Raw genomic sequence first — 18,735 nt, forward strand, 5'->3', positions numbered from 1 at the left:
CAAGAAAAGGGGAAGCTCCCCTTTGTTTTTATTATTCGTAAGACATTAAGGAAAATACATTAAAATCCTTTAAATGCTCCCGGCCCTTCAAGCCCGCAAGCTCAATCAGGAACGCACAGCCGGCAACCTCTCCGCCCAGCTCCTGTACGATTTGAATGGTCGCATCCACGGTACCGCCGGTAGCCAGAAGATCATCCACGATCAGCACCCGCTGTCCTTTTTTGATGCCGTCCCTGTGAACATGCAGCTCATTGCTTCCGTATTCCAGATCATAGGATACGCTTACGGTTTCTCTTGGCAGCTTGCCCGGCTTGCGTACCGGTACAAATCCGATTCCCAGCTCATAGGCGACCGGACAGCCGAAGATAAAGCCGCGGGATTCCGGACCGACAATGACGTCGGCTTTCACGGATCTGGCAAAGTCAATCACCTTATCACAGGCCTCCTGAAACGCCTTCCCATCCGCCATCAGCGGTGTTATATCACGAAACAAAACCCCTTCCTGAGGAAAATCAGGAATACTGGCAATATAATCTTTAAAATTCATGTGTGTAGCCTCCTAGCACTTATGCATGTATTATATCAAATTCTTTCTGAAAAAGCATTAGCTAATACGCCTCTGTTACAAAAATATTCACTTTTTTTCTTCCCATAAAGGAATTTATTCGAAGATTTCCAATAAAATTTACATTGTTTTTCTCATGCAGGCGTTCATATGCGTTGCCGCAGCGAAAATACATTGCTTCAAGGCTGTCACTCAGTATCCATTTCGCATGCTCCCGGTTGCCCAGCAACCGGCAGCCCTGCACGCTTGCTTCCTCCAGATAAAACAGCGGTTCTTCAAAGCCGCAGCCAAAAGGTCCCAGCACAGACAGGCTCTCCACCTCTGCCAGTGTAGCCTCCTGAACACGGATGGGAATCACATCATAGCTTTTTTCCTGTTGGAAGTGAATCCCCTCCATGCGGGTATTGACATAGTCCTGCACGATTTGTTTATTCTCATAAGGAAAACCGATACCGGCAGCCGCCTTGTGACCGCCATAAGCGGAAAGCGAAGGCCGGCAGGCATCAAAAAAGGTCGTCAGATCCAGCAGATCCAGTGAGCGGATACTGCCCTTAAACATCTGCTCTCGCTGAGCGGCGACCATGACGGGAAGCTGCAGCTCCTCACTGAGCTTACCTGCCACAAGCCCGGCCATACCTTCATGAAAGGAGTCATGAAACAGCAGCTGAAACCGATATTCCGGGCGTACCAGCGTGCGTGCCACCTTGACCATGTCATCGCTCATCGTTTTCCGGCGATCATTCAGCTCCCGTATCTGCTTTGCCATATGCTGCAGCTGCTCCAGATTCGTACTCAGCAGATACCGCACGGTATTGTTGGCATTTGCAATATCCGCAAGCCGTCCCGTCGTATTCAGCTTTGGCACGATCTGAAAGGCGATCAGCGTTTCATCCCATTTCGGATAACGGTCATTGGCCAGCAGCTGAATCGGCTGACAGATGCCCTGACGGAGGTATTGCAGTCCGAGCTGCACAATTGCCCTTGTTTCCTGACGCAGCGGCATCACATCGGCAATGGCGGCAACACAGGCCAGCACCACATGCTCCTTTACCTCCCCCAGCAGTGCACGGGAAATCTCCAGCGCAACGCCGGCTCCGGACAATGTTTCAAAGCGTTCCCCCATCAGAAACGGATGCAGCAGATACAGACAGGGGAATTCCTCATCCATGGCATGATGATCCGTAACGATTACATCCACCCCTCTGTTTCTTGCCTCCGTGAGCGCATCCAGTGCCTTCACGCCGTTATCAACGGTGATCAGCAGGCTGTATCCCTTTTCATGTGCCAGCTCCACCGTATGCTTCTGCAGACCGTAGCCCTCTGCAAAGCGGTTCGGTATATAAAAACCGGCCTGTATGCCATAGCGGCGCAACGCATCCACAAGAATCGCTGTGGAGCAAATACCGTCCGCATCATAATCTCCGCATACCATAACTCGCTCCTTATTCTGCTTCGCCTGATAGATGCGCTTTGCAACCTCCTGCATTCCGTTTGCCGTAAACGGGTCTGCCAGCTGCGGCTTCTGCAAAAGCTCAGCTATCTGTTCATCCTTTAACCCCCTGGAGGCCAGCACCTTAGCGCACAAGGCACTCACATGATGCATTTCCTGTATCTGTTGCGAGCGTTCGCTCTGTAATTTATGTATCTGCATATTTATCACCGTGAAATATCATACCACACTTTCTCCTCTTTTGCCTTAAGAAAGCAAAAGAGATATCTGCTGTCACAGATATCTCCGTTGTTTTAATAGTCGTTCATGCCCGGAATGATCATTTCCTCCAGTTCATCCTTTTTCTTTTTGCGTTTCTTTTTTACATGCTTTTTCGGATTCTGATGGATACGGATCTGATACCACAGCTGCGCTGCGACAAACAGGGAGCTCCCCGCACCACAGGCGATACCGATGAACAGCGCCAGACAGAAGATACGGATGGCACTGCTTCCGAAGAACAGCAGGCACACAACCGGCAGAATCGTTGTCAGCGTGGAGAGAATGGATCTTGTCGCCGTTCTCTGCAGCGCTTCATTTACGATTTCACGATATTCCGCTTTTGTCGTTGTCGCAAGCTTGCGCCCCTTCATCTCATCACGGATACGGTCAAAGACGACAATCGAGTTGTTAATGGAATATCCGATCACCGTCAGCAGCACGGCGATGATTTCCGTATTAACCTCCAGACGGAAAATCGCACAGGCCGCAAGCACGAAGAAGACATCATGAATCAGTCCGACAATACCGCTGATTGCATAATCCCACTTGAAGCGGATGGAAATATAAATCAGAACGCCGATCCATGCCAGAATGGAGATCAGAATTGCACTGCGCACCAGCTCCTGCCCGATCACCGGAGTTACCACGTTGTCATTGACATCGTGCTGATAGGTTTTCTTCAATCCCGCCTTTACGGTATCCATCTTATGTTCATCAATGGCATCCTTCACAAAGATATTTGCCACATTATCCTTTTCACCGTTGATTTTAATACTGCTTGCATTGATTCCAAGACTCTTCAGCTGATCGTTCAGCTTATCCCTGGAAATCGCCGTATCGCTTTGTACCGTCAGCTTGGTTCCGCTGGTGAAATCAATGCCCCAGTTCAGAATGCCATTGCCCTTCATGCCCTGAAATGCCATACATCCCACACCGATGACAAGCACCGTCACAGAAGCGATGATAAAGTATTTTGCATTTTTAACAAAATCAAAATTCTTAAAGAAGCCGAAATAGAAGCGCTCCTGCCCCTTGCTCACATCCGGAACATGAGCCTTCTTCACGCCGAACCAGCTCAGCTTGTCATTCAGCCAACCGCTGCCAACCAGAAGAGAAAGCAGGAATTTTGTGACGAAGACAATCAGGATGATGGTGGAAATCGTAGATACGATCAGCATGGTCGCAAAGCCCTTCACACTTCCCGTACCCATCATATACAGAATCAGCGCACAGATAAAGGTTGTGACCTGCGCATCGAAAATCGTAATAAAGGACTTGGAGCTTCCCTCATAAAAGGCGGTCTTTACACTACGTCCGGAATACAGCGCGTCCTTGATACGCTCAAATGTCAGAATGTTGGAATCGGCCGCCATACCGACACCAAGCACGAGGGCCGCAATACCCGACAGGGTAAAGACTGCGCCCATGGCATTATAGATGAGGAACACGATAAAGACATAGGTTGCCAGTGTGACTGCGGAAATCAGACCCGGTAGACGGTAGTACAGAATCATGAACAGCATGATCAGTGCGATACCGATACCGCCAGCCAGCATGGTTTCACTGAAGGCGTTGATACCGTAATCGGCAGTCACCGCATTGCTGTATTTCTCACTCATTTTCACAGGCAGCGAACCGGAGTTGATCAGATCCTTCAGCTCGGTTGCCTCCTCCTTGGTGAAGCTTCCGCTAATCTGCGCACTAGTGGAATTGATTCCCTCACTAACAGTGGCGGCAGAGATGAATTTTGGATTTTCCTGGTTCTTTTCCTTGGCATAGGAATCGGTATCCGAATCAAAATCCAGCCAGGCAACCATCAGATTATTGCCGCTTCCCATCTGGGAAACCTTCTGTGTAACTTCATAAAATTTCTTCTGATCAGACAGCTTCAGGCTGACGATCGGCTTGCCGTAATTGTCGTACATCACACTGGCTCCGCCTTCCTGCAAAACGGTGGAATCCATCAGCAGGTTGTCATTCACATCGCGGAATGTCAGATTGGCGGTTGAAGAGATGACCCTTCTTGCCTGATCGGCATTTTTAACACCGGCGAGCTGCACACGGATACGGTTGTCGCCTTCCACTGTGATTTCCGGTTCATTGACACCCAGAACATCGACACGTTTTTCCACTGATTTTGCGACAGCCGTCATGGAAGGAAGCTTTTTGCCCTCCAGTGGACTCACTTCATACAGGATTTCAAAGCCACCCTGTAAATCCAGCCCCAGCTTCATATTCTTGCGAACGGACGGTGTGCAGGTCACAATCAGTGTCAGTATGGTCAACACGGTTATCACAAAGACCACGAGACGTGATTTCTTCATTGTTTATCTCCTCCAAATAAATCATCAAAGTCGTTGAGGTTCATACGGGAGCCCATAATCACGGCCTGCGTAGACAAATAGGCCACCACATCGCTTGCGCTGAGCTGCTGGATATCCTCTACCGCCTCATGGATGCTTCCGGGCTTGCGAAAGCGCCAATGCTCCTTCAACGAGCTTTCTACATGCTGATATGTCAAGGAAGATAACTCTTCTCGTTTCAACTGATTTGTTTTCAAAGCAATAGCAAGTTTTATGTATTTATCTTCGATTTCACTTTGACCACTCATAAGCTCCTCCTTAATATCATAAACATTATTATAGCTTCAATTATGAATGAAAGCAATGTATTTTTTTATCCCGAATCCGCACTTTGTCTTTTAAAATCATTACATCGCCAATTTTTTTCATGATCTGCAAGCTGGATTGGAGTGATTTATTTGAAGAAAACCGTACTGCAGTCTACTGTGATTCTGGTAATTGTATCCGTGATTGCCAAGGCCCTTTCTTTCATCGTGCGCATCATGCTTGCCAGAACCCTGAGCCCCTCGGCTATGAACTATTATACCCTGGCAGCACCGACCATGGTCTTTTTCATCACCCTGGCGCAGATGGGAATCCCCGGGGCCTTATCCAAGGTGATTGCGCAAAGCGACCATCCCCATCAGCCGCTGAAGGTCAGTGTGATTCTTTCCCTGTTGAATAATGCCGTTATCATTTTGACCTTTCTGCTCGTGCTTCCCTTTCTGGCTACCCGCATCCTCAAGCAGAAGGAAATTCTGCCCGTCCTGTATGCCATTATACCGCTGATTCCACTGGTATCGCTGTCCGGTATCCTGAAGGGATATCTGTTCGGTCTGCAGCATCACGTGCAGGCAACCTCCTCCCAGCTGTTTGAAGAAGGCAGCCGCATCCTGTTTCTGTTTGTGGTTTTCTATCTGCATCCCTTTACCGACGCAATCACCATGGCCCGTATCGCAATGCTGTCTGTCAGCGTTGGTGAGGCGTGCAGCGCACTGTTTATGCTCATCTCCCTGCGCAGACAAAAAAGAACCCTTTCCAGGATTCCGCGTTTGTTCAGCGATCTAAACCGCCGACAGTTTGATGAGGTGCTGACGGTATCCATACCTATGACAGGCAGCCGTCTCATCGGCTCCCTTACCTATTTCATGGAGCCGATTGTCATGGTATTGGGGCTTGGCACGGCAGCATCCGCCGCCATGGTAGGCGCCTATGGACAGCTCAACGGCTATGTACTGCCCATCATTACCATGCCAAGCTTTATCACCGTAACACTGAGCAACTTTCTGCTGCCATCCTTTACCTATTCCTATTCCAGAGGGTACTACGATCATGCACGCCGTCTGTTTTCGATGATCATCGGCTGCTGCTTTCTGGTCGGTCTGGGCTGCAGTGTGATCTGCTATCTGTTTCCGGAGCAGCTGCTTTACCTGTTTTATCACAACACCCACGGTGCCCTGCTGCTCAAGCAGCTGGCCATCCCGTTTGCTTTGTATTCCCTGCAGCCTCCCCTGTCCAGCATGCTCCATGCCTTATCCTTAAGCAAGCAGACCGTCGCAGACACCCTGAGCGGCTCTCTGGTACGGATCTTATGTGTGCTGTTTCTGACCAGAACCTGCATGGAGGCCTCTTTGCCCATTGCACTGACAGCCGGGATGCTCATTACAACCACCATGCACGCTGTCCGCCTGTTCATCGCCTTCAAGAACAATTAAAAGAAGGTATCCTTGGAATTCATTTCCTTCTTGATGACAAACATGCCGTTGTTTTGATAAATGCACAGAAACACATCATCCACACTCTCCACGCCCTCTCTCTTCAGGGCGTTTTTCAGCCATTCCTCATCCCGTGACAAATCCTGCAGCGCCTTTTTGTTGATTGTTCCATCGCTGATGAGAGGATCGGGGTGCTTCACCTTGCATTTGTTTTTCGGCAGAATGGAGAGCTGTCCGTTGTTCTCCAGCACTGCAAAGGCAACCTCATCCGGTGTACACAAATCCTTGCTGCGAATCTGAGACATGAGATCGTCAATGTTGTAGCGCTCCCTTTTCATGATGCTCTGATTGATATGTCCGTTATGAATCAGAATCGCATTCTTACCGTCAAAGATATCTCTGGTCTTTTTGCTTTTCAAAAGCACCCAGGAAATCACAATTTGTAAAAAAGCCAGCGTGAAGATTGGAACAAGTGACTTCAGAATGCTTTCATGCGTATCCGTAATGGAGATTGCCAGCAGCTCACTCATAACAAGGTAAATCACGATATCAAAGACAGAAAGCTCACCGACTTCCCGTTTCCCCATGATGCGAAGGGCAAAAATTATCACAAAATATACGATAAAGCACTTCACCATCAGATTTATATATTCCTGCATTAAACCATCCTTTCCTGCATAGTTTGTACGTAAATTTCATACAGTAGACTGAGGTGACCACTTATGAAATTCAAACTACAGACCTATGTGCGCTCCGTAGCCGTGCTGCTTGCGCTCACATTGTTATTCTCTCTTGTATTTGCTGCTTTATACTATTTTCATGCAGTATCGACTTCGACTTTTCACATTTTGAACTGGATCGGCGGTATCATTGCCTATGGAGCCGGCGGTGCATTGCTGGGCATTGGCGTAAATAAAAAAGCGCTGTTTCATGCGCTTCCTGTTGCTGCCGTATTCTTTCTGCTGTCCCTGCTGCTGAGCGGCTTCTCACTGCCTGCACTGCTTGAAAATCTCAGTAAGGCACTGGTTTATAACGCAGCTGCCGTCATTGCATTCTCGCGTACGCACAAGGGATAAATCAGTCTGTGTGCAGAAACAGCCCCTCCCGCAGATCATAGCCGAGATGGCGATAGGCCTTCTCTGTTACAACACGTCCGCGCGGTGTGCGGTTGATAAAGCCGATTTGCAGAAGATACGGCTCATACACATCCTCCAGCGTCATCGTTTCTTCTCCGATGCTGCTGGCCAGCGCTTCCAGACCAACCGGTCCTCCCTTGAAGCGCTCAATGATCCCCTTCAGATACTTATGGTCGACATTATCTAATCCCAGATGGTCGACCTTTAATTTATCCAGTGCCATTTCCGCAATCTGCTTACTGATGATGCCGTCATTCATAACGGTCGCAAAATCACGCACACGGCGAAACAAGCGGTTCGCGATTCGCGGTGTGCCGCGGGAGCGCAAAGCAATCTCCAGCACGGCCTCCTCCTCGATTTCCGTATCCATGACACGGGAGGTTCTGGAAATGATCTGCTGCAGCTCCGCAAGCTCATAAAATTCCAGCTGGGAAACGATACCGAAACGATCACGCAGCGGCGCTGTCAGATCGCCCGCACGTGTCGTAGCCCCGACAAGCGTGAAGGGCGGCAGCTCCAGCCGTATACTTCTGGTGGTTGCGCTGTCCTTGCCGACAACGATATCGATACAATAATCCTCCATGGCAGGATACAAAATTTCCTCAACCTGCTTCGGCAGACGATGGATTTCATCAATAAACAAAACATCCCCGGGCTCCAGTGTTGACAGTATGGCTGCCAGATCCCCGCCCTTTTCAATCGAGGGGCCGCTCGTCGTCTTAATACTGCCCCCCATTTCATTCGCCAGTATATAGGACAGGGTTGTTTTTCCCAGTCCGGGAGGGCCGTACAGCAAAACATGATCAAGCGCTTCATTTCGCTGCTTTGCGGCCTCAATAAACACCGACAGGTTTTCCTTCAGCTGTCGCTGTCCGATATATTCACGCAGACTCTGGGGGCGCAGGGATGCTTCCTCATCCAAACTCTGCGATTCATTTGATAAAATTCTCTCCATTTGCTAGACTCCTTTTCTCTTCGCCAGAATGCCAAGCCCCTTTCGGATATACTGGTCGCTCGTCATCGCTTCCAGAGTACCCAACTCCTTCTTGATACTGTTCAGCTCCGCATTCTTATAGCCCAGTGCCTTCAATGCTTCCAACGCATCCAGCAGCTGTTCATTTTCCTTAACTTCCAGCTCCGTAACCTCTTCCACGAGCTTCCCCTTCAGATCCAGAACAATCTGACTGGCGGTTTTCGCACCGATGCCCGGCAGTCCCTTCAATGTTTTTACATCATTGCTTTCGATTGCCGCAATCATGTTCCTGGCAGGACAAACGCCCAGCATTCCCAGGGCCGTCTTCGGACCGACACCCTTGACACTGATCAGCTGCAGAAACAGATCATGCTCCTCCATCGTGGTAAACCCGAACAGCGTGATCGCATCCTCGCGTACGTGCTGATAGGTATATAAAATCACTTCGGCATTAAGCCGGACTGCCATCGGATTGGCAACATAGACCCGGTAGCCGATGCCATTGTTTTCAATAATCAAAGAATCATTGCTGTAGCTGTGAATGATTCCCTTAATAAATGCTATCATTTTCATCACCGCACTTATTTTATCATGACTGGACAAATAAAAACAGTGGAAATCCATTGTGTGCTTACCCTGTTTTGAAAAATCATCGGAAATAAGGGAGGAAAAGAGGTGTAATTTCACCTTTTAAAGCAGTGTATTCATAGACTCCGGGAATTCTGCACGCTCAGATGTAACAGAGGCGCTAACCTGCTGATACAGAACCATCCGGTATTTCCGTTTTCTATTAGCAAAACAAGGCAGCAAGGCTGCAATATACAGTCTGCCTTTCAAACGGCTGTCCACAGCTCCTGCTGTGTTAAGCCCCCTTATGAAGCAGAAAACAACCGTCAGAAAGCATGTCGTCCAGAGCCTTTCTCTTCCTTATATCTTATCTTTTATACAATCATTTATGTTATCTTTTATGTCACGTTTTCTGCTTCACAGTATCTGTTTCCTCTTATTTTCGGTTCTATTATTCCTATAAAATAGAGAATCACTATGTACCGCCTTCATCCGAACATATCAAAAAATTCAAAGATGGTATCAAAGGGAATCACCCGTTTGCACAAACCGTATAGAAGCGTCAAAATCAGCAGCTCCGCCGGAAGCAGACACAGCAGAAACGCGATTCCTCCATCCCGCATCCATAGCGGCAGCTTATCCAGCATGATAAAGTATACAGCAAAATATACAACACAGCCCATGCAGATACCGGCAATCACCGTTCTGCGCTTTTTCTCATTTTGCAGCTTTTCCAAAAGGATCTGCTCCAGTCCCATCTTCTCAAGACAAAGCACACTGATTTCATGCAGTGTCTGTGCTGACCTTGTGATAAAAAGAATATGCTTGGTCTTATCCGGAGAACGCCTTGCACGGTCCTTTTCCAGAACGCTTTGCAAATCCGGCCCATAAACGGTGCGGCAGATATATCCATAGGCAGGAAGCTGCTTCAGTGTTTCCTCCTCCCAAACATTCTCCACAAACAAAATTATCTGACGATACTGCTTTGTCAGTACCTCCATGAAATGCTCCGCCTGCGGATCCTGCAAAGCTGCAGCATCCACATAAACATATAGTTTATTTGAGAAATCCATAGTTTCCCTCTTTTCTTATAATTCTTATTTTTCTTATAATTATCATAACATAATCTTCCGTATTTTACAACTACAAAAGCGTTCAGCGAATCCATGCACACCCAGATCCAGATAAAAGTACAGCCTGTATATATGAAAAAAAGAGGCAGCCGCCAGAGTGTATCCTGTGGTTTGCAGCCTCCTTTTCAACAGGGAATGTAAAAGGCTGTCCTAGACAGCCTTCTTATCAAATTCAAGAGATACCGGGCAGTGATCACTGCCATAGATATCCGTGTGAATCCTTGCTTCCCGAATAGCCTCCTTCGCATCCTCGGAAACCAGGAAATAGTCAATCCGCCACCCTGCATTCTTTTCACGGGCTTTGAACCGATAGCTCCACCAGGAATAAATCCCCTCCTGCTCCGGATACAGATATCGAAAGGAATCGATAAAGCCGCTTTCCAGCAAAACACTCATCTTACCGCGTTCCTCATCCGTGAAGCCTGCATTTCTGCGGTTTGTCTTTGGATTCTTTAAATCGATTTCCTTATGTGCGACATTCAAATCACCGCACACCAGCACACTTTTTGTTTCGTTCAGCTTGTGCAGATAGGCACGAAACGCATCCTCCCAGACCATGCGGTAATCCAAACGCAGTAAGCCGTCCTTGGAATTAGGGGTATATACACAAACCAGATAAAAATCCTCGTACTCACAGGTAATGACCCGCCCTTCATGATCGTGCTCCTCAATTCCAAGACCATACGTCACGGAGAGCGGCTTCTGCTTGGAAAACACCATGGTTCCGCTATACCCCTTTTTCTCTGCACTGTTCATATACTGATAGTAGCCCGGTGTTTCGATTTCCAGCTGTCCGGGCTGCATCTTCGTTTCCTGAATACAGAATACATCTGCATCTATTTCCTTAAAGAAATCCATAAAGCCCTTTTGCATACAGGCGCGGATTCCATTTACATTCCATGATACCAATCGCATAACATCTACCTCCCGAATATACCTTAATCATACCGTATCCCATAAAAAAAAGCCAGCCAAACAACCAGCGGGGAAAAGAAAAACCGTCGCATATGCGACAGTTCTTTTTGCCTGAGCCGATATCTGTCTAATGAAGATTGATCAGCCCCTTTTCCGTGCCCCATGCTCCGGTCTGTACCTGCAGCTGCAGATTTTTATCATCAATCGTCGCCTTGGTTACATCGAACACGATTTTACCCTTTAAAGAAGCATCCGGATTGATTTCCTTGGCAAAAATGCTTTCATCTCCCAGATACATAATAGCTGTAGAATCTGTATTGTAGGTCTTGTCTCCCTTTTTCAGCTTAAAGAAGCTGTCCAGTACACTCAAAGCATCATCTCCGTTGTTTTTCACGGTAACCGAAACAATTAGATAGGTTTCCTGTGCTTTCTGATTCAGATACTCATCGCCAATCGTATCCGTAGTTTCAATGCCGTTCACTGTGTATTCCACATCGCCTACCTTCAGCGTATCCTTGATACCATAGGTTTTCTCTTTCGGCTCCTTCTTTTTGTCTTCTTTCTTTTTGTTGTCGGTTTTCTCTGCTGCCGGCTCGCCGTTTTTCTTTTCCTCATCTCCTCCGCCTGCTAGTACTCCAATGACACCGAGCGCAAGAATTACGATAAGTACAATCTGCCATTTCTTTAATTTTTTCATAGGTCCCTCCAGTTTTCTCATCCTGTATTTTGGAATGATTTTATTATACCTTCTGTTCTGTTTGCATTGGTATGCTTTCAGCATACTTTGCTGTAGAGCTGCAGCTTCGGCATGTTATGATAAAATCATTCTGCATCTGCGATATCGTCAGGTAGCGTTCCTCCTGTCTTTTAGCTGTGCTTTTCCGTATGATGGTGAGAAAGATATCCGCTTCGTTATTCCTCCATGCCGTATGTGCACACAATTCCTTCAGCAGAATTCCCATGGAATAAATATCACTTTGTTGATCGGATAAGCCGTAATACTGCTCCGGCGCTGCATAGCCGACACTTCCGGTACGTAGAACATCCTTGCGCGTTGTCATCAGCTTCGCAATCTCAAAATCGATCAGCACCACATGTCCCTTATCGATCAGAATGTTATCCGGCTTGATATCCCGATGAATGATCGGTGGTGTCTGTGCATGCAGATGCCCCACAACCGCAAACAGCTGGAGCATGATCCCGATGCACTTCTCAACCGGCAGCCTTCTTTGACTGAGCTTATATTCCAGTGTACATCCATTTACAAACTCCTCTATCAGAATTGTCTTTTCATGACTGTAGCTGAAATCAATCACATTGGCAAGATGTTCATACGGATGGCTCTGCAGCAGCTGATACAAAGAAAGATCCAGCTTTGCACGAACGACCTTTTTCACAAAGAACAGGTTTTCTATCATGTGCTGAACAAGCAGGATATCCTTTTCATCACTGTGAAACAGCATAGCAACATCATCATATACTTCTAATCTCATTTGCACGCTTCCCTCTTTATCACGAACAGAATTATATAAAAAAACCGGAAAGCTTTGGTATGCTTACAGCAGACTTTCCAGTATGGCTGCCAGAATCACCAGCAGACTGATTATGATAAACGCACAGAGAAACCACAGAATCGCACCTTTGAAGAAGCGTATGGATGTCCGTCCATGATCCTGAAGCGGAAGCAGCTCCCGAACATTCCCTGCATTTACCGTAATTGCCGGGATGATCGCCAGGCATAAACCAAAGGCGATTCTCTGACAGATCAGTGAATACGGGGATGGCGGAGGGGTCACGGTCATCGATGCTCCCAGAATTATACAAAGCCCGTAATATGCAAGAAACAGCAGCCGCTTTGCAGCGGAATCCCTTCGTATACCCGGCAGCTGCGTCAGTAAGACAGAAACGGAAGCGTGCGGCAGAGACTTCTCCTCGCAATATCCAAGCGCCTTTTGCAGCTCGCCAACACTTTGATAGCGTTTATCTGGATCCAGCTGCATACAGGTTTCAATGATGTGCTGAAACGGACTGTGGATATCCTTTGCCGTTACATCCTTTTGTACCATCGTTTTTAAGACCGCTCCGATGGCGTATATATCACTGCGGCAGTCACTTTGATGAAACCCGTACTGCTCCGGTGAAGCATAACCGGCACTCCCCATCACACGAGTATCGCGATTTTTATCCTGCTTGAAAACCCGTGCAATTTCAAAATCAATCAGCCGTATCTCCAGATGCTCCAGCACCATGATATTTCCCGGCTTGATATCCCGATGAATAACCGGCGGCTGCAGACTGTGAAGATGCTCAACCGCAGACAGCAGCTGCTGCATGATATGATGAATAGCCGCATCATCAAGTGATCGCTCACTCAGCACGTACTCCAGTGTCGTTCCATTGATGAATTCCTCTACAAGGATGCACGTTTCCCCTCTGCGCGTCGCTTCATACAGCATCGGAATGCCGGGATGGGGATGCTGCATCAGCTGACGGTAAATCTGCAGCTCCGCACAGTCCCGCATTATCTTCTTAATGTAAAATTTCTGATCCAGACAGTTTTTCACCAGCTGCACTGTTTTTTCTTCCGTTTCGGACAATGTACATATATCCTCTAATAAATCCAGACGCATAAATTCTCCTTTAGCTTGCAATAATCGTGATTTGATTATATCATAATATCTGGTGATTGTATGCAGAAACAGAAAACGAAGGATTTGGAAGATATCCTGAAGAAGGCCGGCGCGCTGGAGAAAGATCGTATTTTAAAAGAAATCCGTGATGTATCCTTTGTGGATTACATCAATGAAATCCTGTTGGAAAAGGATTTGGAGAAGTCCGATATCATTCGGGATGCCCAGATTCCAAGAACCTATGCCTATCAGATATTTCAGGGGAGCAAGCAGGCCGGTCGAGATAAGATTCTGCAGCTTGCTATAGCTATGAAGCTGAATCTAGAGGAAACCAACCGTCTGTTGACCGTGGCACATCATAACCATCTGTATGCCAAGCAGCAGCGGGATGCGATATTGATTTTCGGCATCAGCAAGCAGTATTCTCTGATACAGATCAACGAATTGCTGGATGAGTTCCATCATGAGCTGCTCGGTGATTTCAGCTAGCTTCACATAGCATGTTTCATGTTTTGAAATATTTAACACAGCGTGAAAAGGCTTATCCTATAGAAAAAGACCCGACAGAGCGTTGATAACTTGTCAGGTCTTCTTTTATTTCGGAATTGAGCATCACCGCCCGCAGGTGTGCTATCATCCGCCTGTACAAAACGATGCATGTTTGGGTGGGATAAGCAAAAGCAAAGAAAAAGGCACAGGAACCTCGCTTTAATCGTGTGTTTCTGCGCCTTTGCTTTTTTGCCATGAAGCCAACCCATGTTTCATGAAGGGGAATGTCGGTATGACGTTACTCGACAAATTCAAACTGAATATCACAGATGGTTACGACATCGCCGTCCTTACAGCCGGCTTTGCGCAGTGCTTCATCAATTCCCATTTTCCGCATTTTGCGGGCAAATCGCATGAAGTCCTCTTCATTATCCATCTTGCTCATCTTAAAGCTGCGTTCCAGCTCTTCCCCACTCAGCTCCCAGTTGCCATTTCCCATGTTGTGTACCTCAAAGGCAGGCTGCTCAGGTTCAAATTTGTAAAGCACACCTTCCGCCTCTTCATCACTGGCATCATCGTTATATAACGGAAACTGCGGTGTTGTTTCCAGCAGATCGGCTGCGCGATAGAGAACCGGCTCCAGACCCTCTGCAATAATCGTTGTGGTCTCAAATACCTCAACCTCGGGATAGGCCTTTCTGAAGCGCTTCAGGTTTTCCTGTGCTCCATCCAGATCCATCTTATTCGCAAGAACGATCTGCGGACGCTCCATCAGACGGTATTCATACTGCTTTAGCTCATCATTGATGGTTTTATAGTCCGCAACAGGATCGCGGCCGTCATTCGCTCCCATATCCACAACGTGGATGATAACACGGCAGCGTTCGATATGACGAAGAAACTGGTGTCCAAGCCCCTTTCCTTCACTCGCTCCTTCAATCAGTCCGGGCAGATCCGCCATGACAAAGCTTCTGCCATCCGGAACCTGCACCATCCCCAGATTCGGAGCCATCGTTGTAAAGTGGTATTCCGCGATTTCCGGCTTCGCCTTGGATACAACGGACAGCAATGTGGATTTCCCAACAGATGGGAAGCCAACCAGTCCGACATCCGCCAGCACCTTCAGCTCGACCATAATATCACGTTCTTCCCCCGGTGCGCCCAGCTCACTGTACTGAGGTGCCGTGTTTTTACTGGATTTAAAGTGGAAATTGCCGCGGCCGCCCTTTCCGCCCTTGGCGATGATTTCCTTTTGTCCCTTGCGTGTGAGATCCGCCAGAATTCTTCCGGTTTTCTCATCCTTTACAAGCGTACCCTGCGGCACCTTGATAATGCAGTCTGCCCCATCGGCACCATGCATTTTCTTTGTCTTTCCGTTCCCGCCCGGCTCTGCAGCCATCTTGCGGTTGTAGCGCAGATCCAGCAGTGTTGTCTTTCCTTCATCGACCATAAAAACGACATCACCGCCAGCCCCGCCGTCTCCGCCGCTGGGACCACCGTAGGCAACATATTTTTCACGCCGGAAAGCAACGATTCCATCTCCGCCTTTTCCAGCCTTCACATGTACTTTTACACGATCTATAAACATTCAGGCACCTCCTTGTCTCCTTCTGTTATCCTGCTCAAAAATAAAATCCCCATACCGGGGATTTTTTCATTACGCCTGTGGGTAAACGGACACTTTTTTCTTGTCTTTACCTAAACGTTCGTATTTTACAACACCATTCACTTTTGCGAATAACGTGTCATCTCCACCTTTTCCAACGTTTGTTCCCGGGTGAATTTTCGTACCACGCTGGCGGTAAATGATACTTCCTGCATGGCAGAACTGTCCATCAGCCAGTTTTGCTCCAAGACGTTTGGATTCGGAGTCACGGCCGTTCTTTGTAGAACCAACACCCTTTTTGGATGCGAACAGCTGAATATCTAATACAAATTTCATAATCACACCTCCTGATCGTTTATTGTAATATAGTCTGCATAGCTTTCCTGCATGGTTGACAGCTGATAGTACATTCCCTGTAACAGGATACCTGCTGTAGCATCTGGCAGGATCGTTTCAATTTTGATGTATGCTTCCTTCAAAACGAAGTCGCATGCTTCAGGCACCATCTCATCTAAAGCATTCATCATTCCTACAGCTATGGAACTCACTCCGGCACATACCAGATCCTGACCGGCATCTGCATAGCCTGCATGATCTCTGATTTCCACTTCCTGTATAATACCCTGATGCCGCTTTACATGGACTCTTACCATACATTAAGCCTCGATTGATTCGATTGTCAGTTTTGTGTAAGGCTGACGGTGTCCCTGCTTGCGGTGTGAGCTACCTTTTTTAGCCTTGTATTTGTAGACGATGATCTTCTTTGCTTTTCCCTGCTTTTCAACCTTTGCGTTGACCTTAACTCCCTTTACATATGGAGTACCAACACGAAGAGAACGGTTGCAGTAAGCGACTACCTTGTCAAATACAACAGCTTCGCCTTCCTGAACGTCCAGCTTTTCTACGAAGATTGTGGAACCCTCTTCTACACGGATCTGTTTTCCGCCTGTTTCAATGATTGCGTACATAAATCGCACCTCCTTCTAAATAATTTAAGACTCGCCATGCAAGGTGATGATTTCCATACTTAAACCCTGTTCTGAGCGGTTGTAAATCCGGGAGGACATACAACATGGTTATGTTACCATAAACAGCTTTTTAACGCAACACTTTTTTCATTTTTTTACATGATGCAAACATGCATTGGTTACTATTCACCGATACTCATAAAAAATCAAAGCCATCCCTCTTATGATTGAAGGATGGCTTTGATATCTTCCAGTGTATTTTTCTTCTGTAAGGAACACGTTTGCACTACTGTATGTATTGCCGCAAAATAATTAGCTGTTTCTAGACTGAGACTCTGTCCGCTGATCTTCTTCTTTGCTTTTGTCGGCCGCATCTGTCTCTCTGCTATATTATTATCAGAAGGAACAGTAAAATCCTTGATGAATCTCAGATGTTCTTCTTTATACTCCACCATCCGTTTCATCAATTTTATATATCCCGGTACATATTTGGCTGCTACTTTTTTTGGATGCTCTGAAGCATACTTTTCTAACTCATCATTCAGGATCTCCATATATCTTTCTTCGTATGAGCTGATCTGTTTTTCATCCATCTTCATGATTCTATGTCTAACCAGTTCTTTCTTTTCATGGATCATGTTCTGAATCAGTTCCATCATTTTTGCACACGCTTCATTCTTATCCAGTTCTGCTCCTTCTTTTAAATATCTCAGAATATGTGCATTACATTCTCCATGGTCGCAGCTTTTCAAATCATAATATGCCTTATAATGATCATGGATCAGACATCCTTCATAATCATTCAGTATTCCCAGCGGTCCTTTCTCCGTATCTTTCCGCTTCTCTGTGACAATAAAAAATGCTCTTTGTTCACTTACGATCACATGTAACCATGCACGCGTTCCATTGATTTTCCATCCTGTTTCGTCTACATGCAGGATTCTTTCTTTTCGCAATTCTTTTAGAATCTCATTTTGATAGTTTATACTTTTTTGTTGAAATACTTCTTCCCATTTCACGATGACTGATGCACTGAGATTTATCTTCCCCATACTCATTTCATTGATCATCGTACACAGTCTGTTCAACGGAATCGTCCCTTTGCTGTTCAGATACAGTATCATCGCTTTGAAATCATCATGATAGGACACACTGCTGATTCGATACCTGCGCATTTCTTTTTCCGGAAGCACCTGTCCTTGTACTGCTGTTATATATCTTGTTTCCGTAATCTCCGTTTTCAGTCTTGCATCGATTTCCTGTGTTCTATAGTATAGGAGCTCGTTCTCCGCATTTAAAATAGCCTCTGCTCCTACAGGTGCTTGTCTTACGATTCTATATATGATCTTATCTGCAGTATCTTTCAAGCTGATACGATGTACCGTATGTCCTTTCTGTCCACCTTTTTTCAATCCAGTCTTTGTCCTTGAATTTGCGACTTTTCTGTATTCATCCTTTGATGGGGGAATACTGGAATTACAGGAGTTTTTCTTGCTCATCCTTTTATATCGGTTATTTTCTTTTCTCAGCTTTTCTATCTCTCTTCGTAATTTTTCATTTTCAGTATGTAGTTTATTGTTTTCGTTATAAGAATGCTGGAGTTCGCCTTTTATAATCTTCTCCTGCTTTTTGATCTCTTCTTCAAAATCTTTGATGATATTACTGGCCTCTTCATCTTTTTCTTTCAATTTTTGATTCAGATTATATTGGATCGCCTTCATATCCTTCAGTTTTGCCTGCACATCTTGATTCTTTTTTACGAGGTTCCGGTTACTGACCACGATTCTCTTATATTCCGTGTTCAAATGTACATTTTGATGTTCGAGATATTCTACGATCCCTATCAGTTTATGATCAAAATGTTCCTTATGCAGTAAAATGTTGTTTAATGTAATCCTATCCTTTGTCATCATATTGATATCTTCCTTTTCTCTGAAGATATTATATCATATGATTTTATACGACTACTGTGGATAACTTTCTTC

Annotated in this window: 20 protein-coding genes and 1 other annotated feature; of the genes, 3 read left to right on the forward strand and 17 right to left on the reverse strand. The window is 46.3% G+C overall.

What is annotated here, in order from left to right:
* Window positions 1-31: 31 nt before the first annotated feature.
* The 4 genes from ACESPQ_RS15690 to ACESPQ_RS15705 all read right to left on the reverse strand — a co-directional run bounded on the left by ACESPQ_RS15690 (window position 32) and on the right by ACESPQ_RS15705 (window position 4,887).
* Window positions 32-547, reverse strand: coding sequence for an adenine phosphoribosyltransferase (locus ACESPQ_RS15690; RefSeq protein ID WP_002609226.1), 516 nt, complete (start codon window positions 545-547; stop codon window positions 32-34).
* Between the two features lie 61 nt (window positions 548-608).
* A complete protein-coding gene (locus ACESPQ_RS15695; RefSeq protein WP_002609227.1) occupies window positions 609-2,216 on the reverse strand; it encodes a single-stranded-DNA-specific exonuclease RecJ in 1,608 nt (535 codons plus the stop codon).
* A gap of 92 nt (window positions 2,217-2,308) precedes the next feature.
* Complete coding sequence (secD, locus tag ACESPQ_RS15700) at window positions 2,309-4,600, reverse strand: protein translocase subunit SecD (protein WP_257379273.1); 2,292 nt, start codon at window positions 4,598-4,600, stop codon at window positions 2,309-2,311.
* Window positions 4,597-4,887 carry a post-transcriptional regulator gene (locus ACESPQ_RS15705; protein ID WP_002609229.1) on the reverse strand — a complete coding sequence of 97 codons (291 nt, stop codon included), beginning with the start codon at window positions 4,885-4,887 and terminating at the stop codon, window positions 4,597-4,599. Before ACESPQ_RS15705 ends, secD begins: the two co-directional genes overlap by 4 nt.
* 141 nt (window positions 4,888-5,028) lie before the next feature.
* On the opposite strand from ACESPQ_RS15705, the gene ACESPQ_RS15710 reads away from it, so the two are divergent.
* A complete protein-coding gene (locus tag ACESPQ_RS15710) occupies window positions 5,029-6,333 on the forward strand; it encodes an oligosaccharide flippase family protein (RefSeq protein WP_224727199.1) in 1,305 nt (434 codons plus the stop codon).
* Here ACESPQ_RS15710 and ACESPQ_RS15715 read toward each other — a convergent pair.
* A complete protein-coding gene (locus ACESPQ_RS15715; RefSeq protein WP_022300485.1) occupies window positions 6,330-6,992 on the reverse strand; it encodes a DUF421 domain-containing protein in 663 nt (220 codons plus the stop codon). The two genes, ACESPQ_RS15710 and ACESPQ_RS15715, sit on opposite strands and share 4 nt — an antisense overlap.
* A 63-nt stretch (window positions 6,993-7,055) precedes the next feature.
* Here ACESPQ_RS15715 and ACESPQ_RS15720 point away from each other — a divergent pair, with 63 nt between their 5' ends.
* Window positions 7,056-7,409 (forward strand): DUF3792 family protein, encoded by a 354-nt coding sequence (locus tag ACESPQ_RS15720; protein WP_022300486.1) that lies wholly within the window; start codon window positions 7,056-7,058, stop codon window positions 7,407-7,409.
* A gap of 1 nt (window position 7,410) precedes the next feature.
* Here the strand turns inward: ACESPQ_RS15720 and ruvB are convergent, their stop codons facing one another.
* The 7 genes from ruvB to ACESPQ_RS15755 all read right to left on the reverse strand — a co-directional run bounded on the left by ruvB (window position 7,411) and on the right by ACESPQ_RS15755 (window position 13,687).
* Complete coding sequence (ruvB, locus tag ACESPQ_RS15725; RefSeq protein WP_022300487.1) at window positions 7,411-8,424, reverse strand: Holliday junction branch migration DNA helicase RuvB; 1,014 nt, start codon at window positions 8,422-8,424, stop codon at window positions 7,411-7,413.
* A gap of 3 nt (window positions 8,425-8,427) precedes the next feature.
* Entirely contained in the window at window positions 8,428-9,009 is a 582-nt protein-coding gene (ruvA, locus tag ACESPQ_RS15730; protein ID WP_002609234.1) for a Holliday junction branch migration protein RuvA, read from the reverse strand.
* A 488-nt stretch (window positions 9,010-9,497) separates the two neighbouring features.
* Window positions 9,498-10,082, reverse strand: coding sequence for a hypothetical protein (locus tag ACESPQ_RS15735; protein WP_373144544.1), 585 nt, complete (start codon window positions 10,080-10,082; stop codon window positions 9,498-9,500).
* Between the two features lie 210 nt (window positions 10,083-10,292).
* Window positions 10,293-11,057, reverse strand: a complete 765-nt coding sequence (locus ACESPQ_RS15740; RefSeq protein WP_002609236.1) for an exodeoxyribonuclease III — start codon at window positions 11,055-11,057, stop codon at window positions 10,293-10,295.
* Between the two features lie 127 nt (window positions 11,058-11,184).
* On the reverse strand, window positions 11,185-11,754 hold the full coding sequence (locus ACESPQ_RS15745; RefSeq protein ID WP_002609237.1) for a DUF4352 domain-containing protein: 570 nt from the start codon (window positions 11,752-11,754) through the stop codon (window positions 11,185-11,187).
* Between the two features lie 43 nt (window positions 11,755-11,797).
* A complete protein-coding gene (locus tag ACESPQ_RS15750) occupies window positions 11,798-12,550 on the reverse strand; it encodes a serine/threonine protein kinase (protein ID WP_022300489.1) in 753 nt (250 codons plus the stop codon).
* Between the two features lie 63 nt (window positions 12,551-12,613).
* Window positions 12,614-13,687, reverse strand: a complete 1,074-nt coding sequence (locus ACESPQ_RS15755) for a serine/threonine protein kinase (protein WP_002609239.1) — start codon at window positions 13,685-13,687, stop codon at window positions 12,614-12,616.
* A gap of 60 nt (window positions 13,688-13,747) precedes the next feature.
* On the opposite strand from ACESPQ_RS15755, the gene ACESPQ_RS15760 reads away from it, so the two are divergent.
* Complete coding sequence (locus tag ACESPQ_RS15760) at window positions 13,748-14,176, forward strand: hypothetical protein (RefSeq protein WP_008817134.1); 429 nt, start codon at window positions 13,748-13,750, stop codon at window positions 14,174-14,176.
* A gap of 298 nt (window positions 14,177-14,474) precedes the next feature.
* On the opposite strand, the gene obgE is transcribed toward ACESPQ_RS15760, so the two are convergent.
* The 5 genes from obgE to ACESPQ_RS15785 all read right to left on the reverse strand — a co-directional run bounded on the left by obgE (window position 14,475) and on the right by ACESPQ_RS15785 (window position 18,663).
* Window positions 14,475-15,764: a GTPase ObgE gene (gene obgE, locus ACESPQ_RS15765; RefSeq protein ID WP_257335548.1), complete on the reverse strand. Its 1,290-nt coding sequence runs from the start codon at window positions 15,762-15,764 to the stop codon at window positions 14,475-14,477.
* Window positions 15,765-15,833: 69 nt separating this feature from the next.
* Window positions 15,834-16,118, reverse strand: coding sequence for a 50S ribosomal protein L27 (rpmA, locus tag ACESPQ_RS15770; RefSeq protein ID WP_002609242.1), 285 nt, complete (start codon window positions 16,116-16,118; stop codon window positions 15,834-15,836).
* A 2-nt stretch (window positions 16,119-16,120) separates the two neighbouring features.
* Window positions 16,121-16,435: a ribosomal-processing cysteine protease Prp gene (locus ACESPQ_RS15775; protein ID WP_002609243.1), complete on the reverse strand. Its 315-nt coding sequence runs from the start codon at window positions 16,433-16,435 to the stop codon at window positions 16,121-16,123.
* A gap of 3 nt (window positions 16,436-16,438) precedes the next feature.
* The gene (gene rplU, locus ACESPQ_RS15780; RefSeq protein WP_002609244.1) at window positions 16,439-16,750 is read right to left on the reverse strand and encodes a 50S ribosomal protein L21; all 312 of its coding nucleotides are present in this window, start codon (window positions 16,748-16,750) and stop codon (window positions 16,439-16,441) included.
* A gap of 17 nt (window positions 16,751-16,767) precedes the next feature.
* Window positions 16,768-16,841 (reverse strand) — a sequence feature (ribosomal protein L21 leader region).
* 130 nt (window positions 16,842-16,971) lie between these two features.
* Window positions 16,972-18,663: an IS66 family transposase gene (locus tag ACESPQ_RS15785; protein ID WP_257379669.1), complete on the reverse strand. Its 1,692-nt coding sequence runs from the start codon at window positions 18,661-18,663 to the stop codon at window positions 16,972-16,974.
* Window positions 18,664-18,735 lie beyond the last annotated feature (72 nt).

It is taken from the genome of Clostridium sp. HGF2, assembly GCF_964240115.1.
Lineage (GTDB): Bacteria > Bacillota_I > Bacilli_A > Erysipelotrichales > Erysipelotrichaceae > Clostridium_AQ > Clostridium_AQ innocuum.

What these genes read in the sequence shown, in the direction of transcription:
- ACESPQ_RS15750 (WP_022300489.1), bottom strand. Translation starts at nt 12,550, where the DNA reads ATGAGATTAGAAGTATATGATGATGTTGCTATGCTGTTTCACAGTGAT.
- ACESPQ_RS15705 (WP_002609229.1), bottom strand. Translation starts at nt 4,887, where the DNA reads ATGAGTGGTCAAAGTGAAATCGAAGATAAATACATAAAACTTGCTATT.
- secD (WP_257379273.1), bottom strand. Translation starts at nt 4,600, where the DNA reads ATGAAGAAATCACGTCTCGTGGTCTTTGTGATAACCGTGTTGACCATA.
- ACESPQ_RS15715 (WP_022300485.1), bottom strand. Translation starts at nt 6,992, where the DNA reads ATGCAGGAATATATAAATCTGATGGTGAAGTGCTTTATCGTATATTTT.
- ruvA (WP_002609234.1), bottom strand. Translation starts at nt 9,009, where the DNA reads ATGATAGCATTTATTAAGGGAATCATTCACAGCTACAGCAATGATTCT.
- ACESPQ_RS15695 (WP_002609227.1), bottom strand. Translation starts at nt 2,216, where the DNA reads ATGCAGATACATAAATTACAGAGCGAACGCTCGCAACAGATACAGGAA.
- ACESPQ_RS15740 (WP_002609236.1), bottom strand. Translation starts at nt 11,057, where the DNA reads ATGCGATTGGTATCATGGAATGTAAATGGAATCCGCGCCTGTATGCAA.
- obgE (WP_257335548.1), bottom strand. Translation starts at nt 15,764, where the DNA reads ATGTTTATAGATCGTGTAAAAGTACATGTGAAGGCTGGAAAAGGCGGA.
- ACESPQ_RS15785 (WP_257379669.1), bottom strand. Translation starts at nt 18,663, where the DNA reads ATGATGACAAAGGATAGGATTACATTAAACAACATTTTACTGCATAAG.
- ruvB (WP_022300487.1), bottom strand. Translation starts at nt 8,424, where the DNA reads ATGGAGAGAATTTTATCAAATGAATCGCAGAGTTTGGATGAGGAAGCA.
- ACESPQ_RS15720 (WP_022300486.1), top strand. Translation starts at nt 7,056, where the DNA reads ATGAAATTCAAACTACAGACCTATGTGCGCTCCGTAGCCGTGCTGCTT.
- rpmA (WP_002609242.1), bottom strand. Translation starts at nt 16,118, where the DNA reads ATGAAATTTGTATTAGATATTCAGCTGTTCGCATCCAAAAAGGGTGTT.
- rplU (WP_002609244.1), bottom strand. Translation starts at nt 16,750, where the DNA reads ATGTACGCAATCATTGAAACAGGCGGAAAACAGATCCGTGTAGAAGAG.
- ACESPQ_RS15735 (WP_373144544.1), bottom strand. Translation starts at nt 10,082, where the DNA reads ATGGATTTCTCAAATAAACTATATGTTTATGTGGATGCTGCAGCTTTG.
- ACESPQ_RS15775 (WP_002609243.1), bottom strand. Translation starts at nt 16,435, where the DNA reads ATGGTAAGAGTCCATGTAAAGCGGCATCAGGGTATTATACAGGAAGTG.
- ACESPQ_RS15755 (WP_002609239.1), bottom strand. Translation starts at nt 13,687, where the DNA reads ATGCGTCTGGATTTATTAGAGGATATATGTACATTGTCCGAAACGGAA.
- ACESPQ_RS15760 (WP_008817134.1), top strand. Translation starts at nt 13,748, where the DNA reads ATGCAGAAACAGAAAACGAAGGATTTGGAAGATATCCTGAAGAAGGCC.
- ACESPQ_RS15745 (WP_002609237.1), bottom strand. Translation starts at nt 11,754, where the DNA reads ATGAAAAAATTAAAGAAATGGCAGATTGTACTTATCGTAATTCTTGCG.
- ACESPQ_RS15690 (WP_002609226.1), bottom strand. Translation starts at nt 547, where the DNA reads ATGAATTTTAAAGATTATATTGCCAGTATTCCTGATTTTCCTCAGGAA.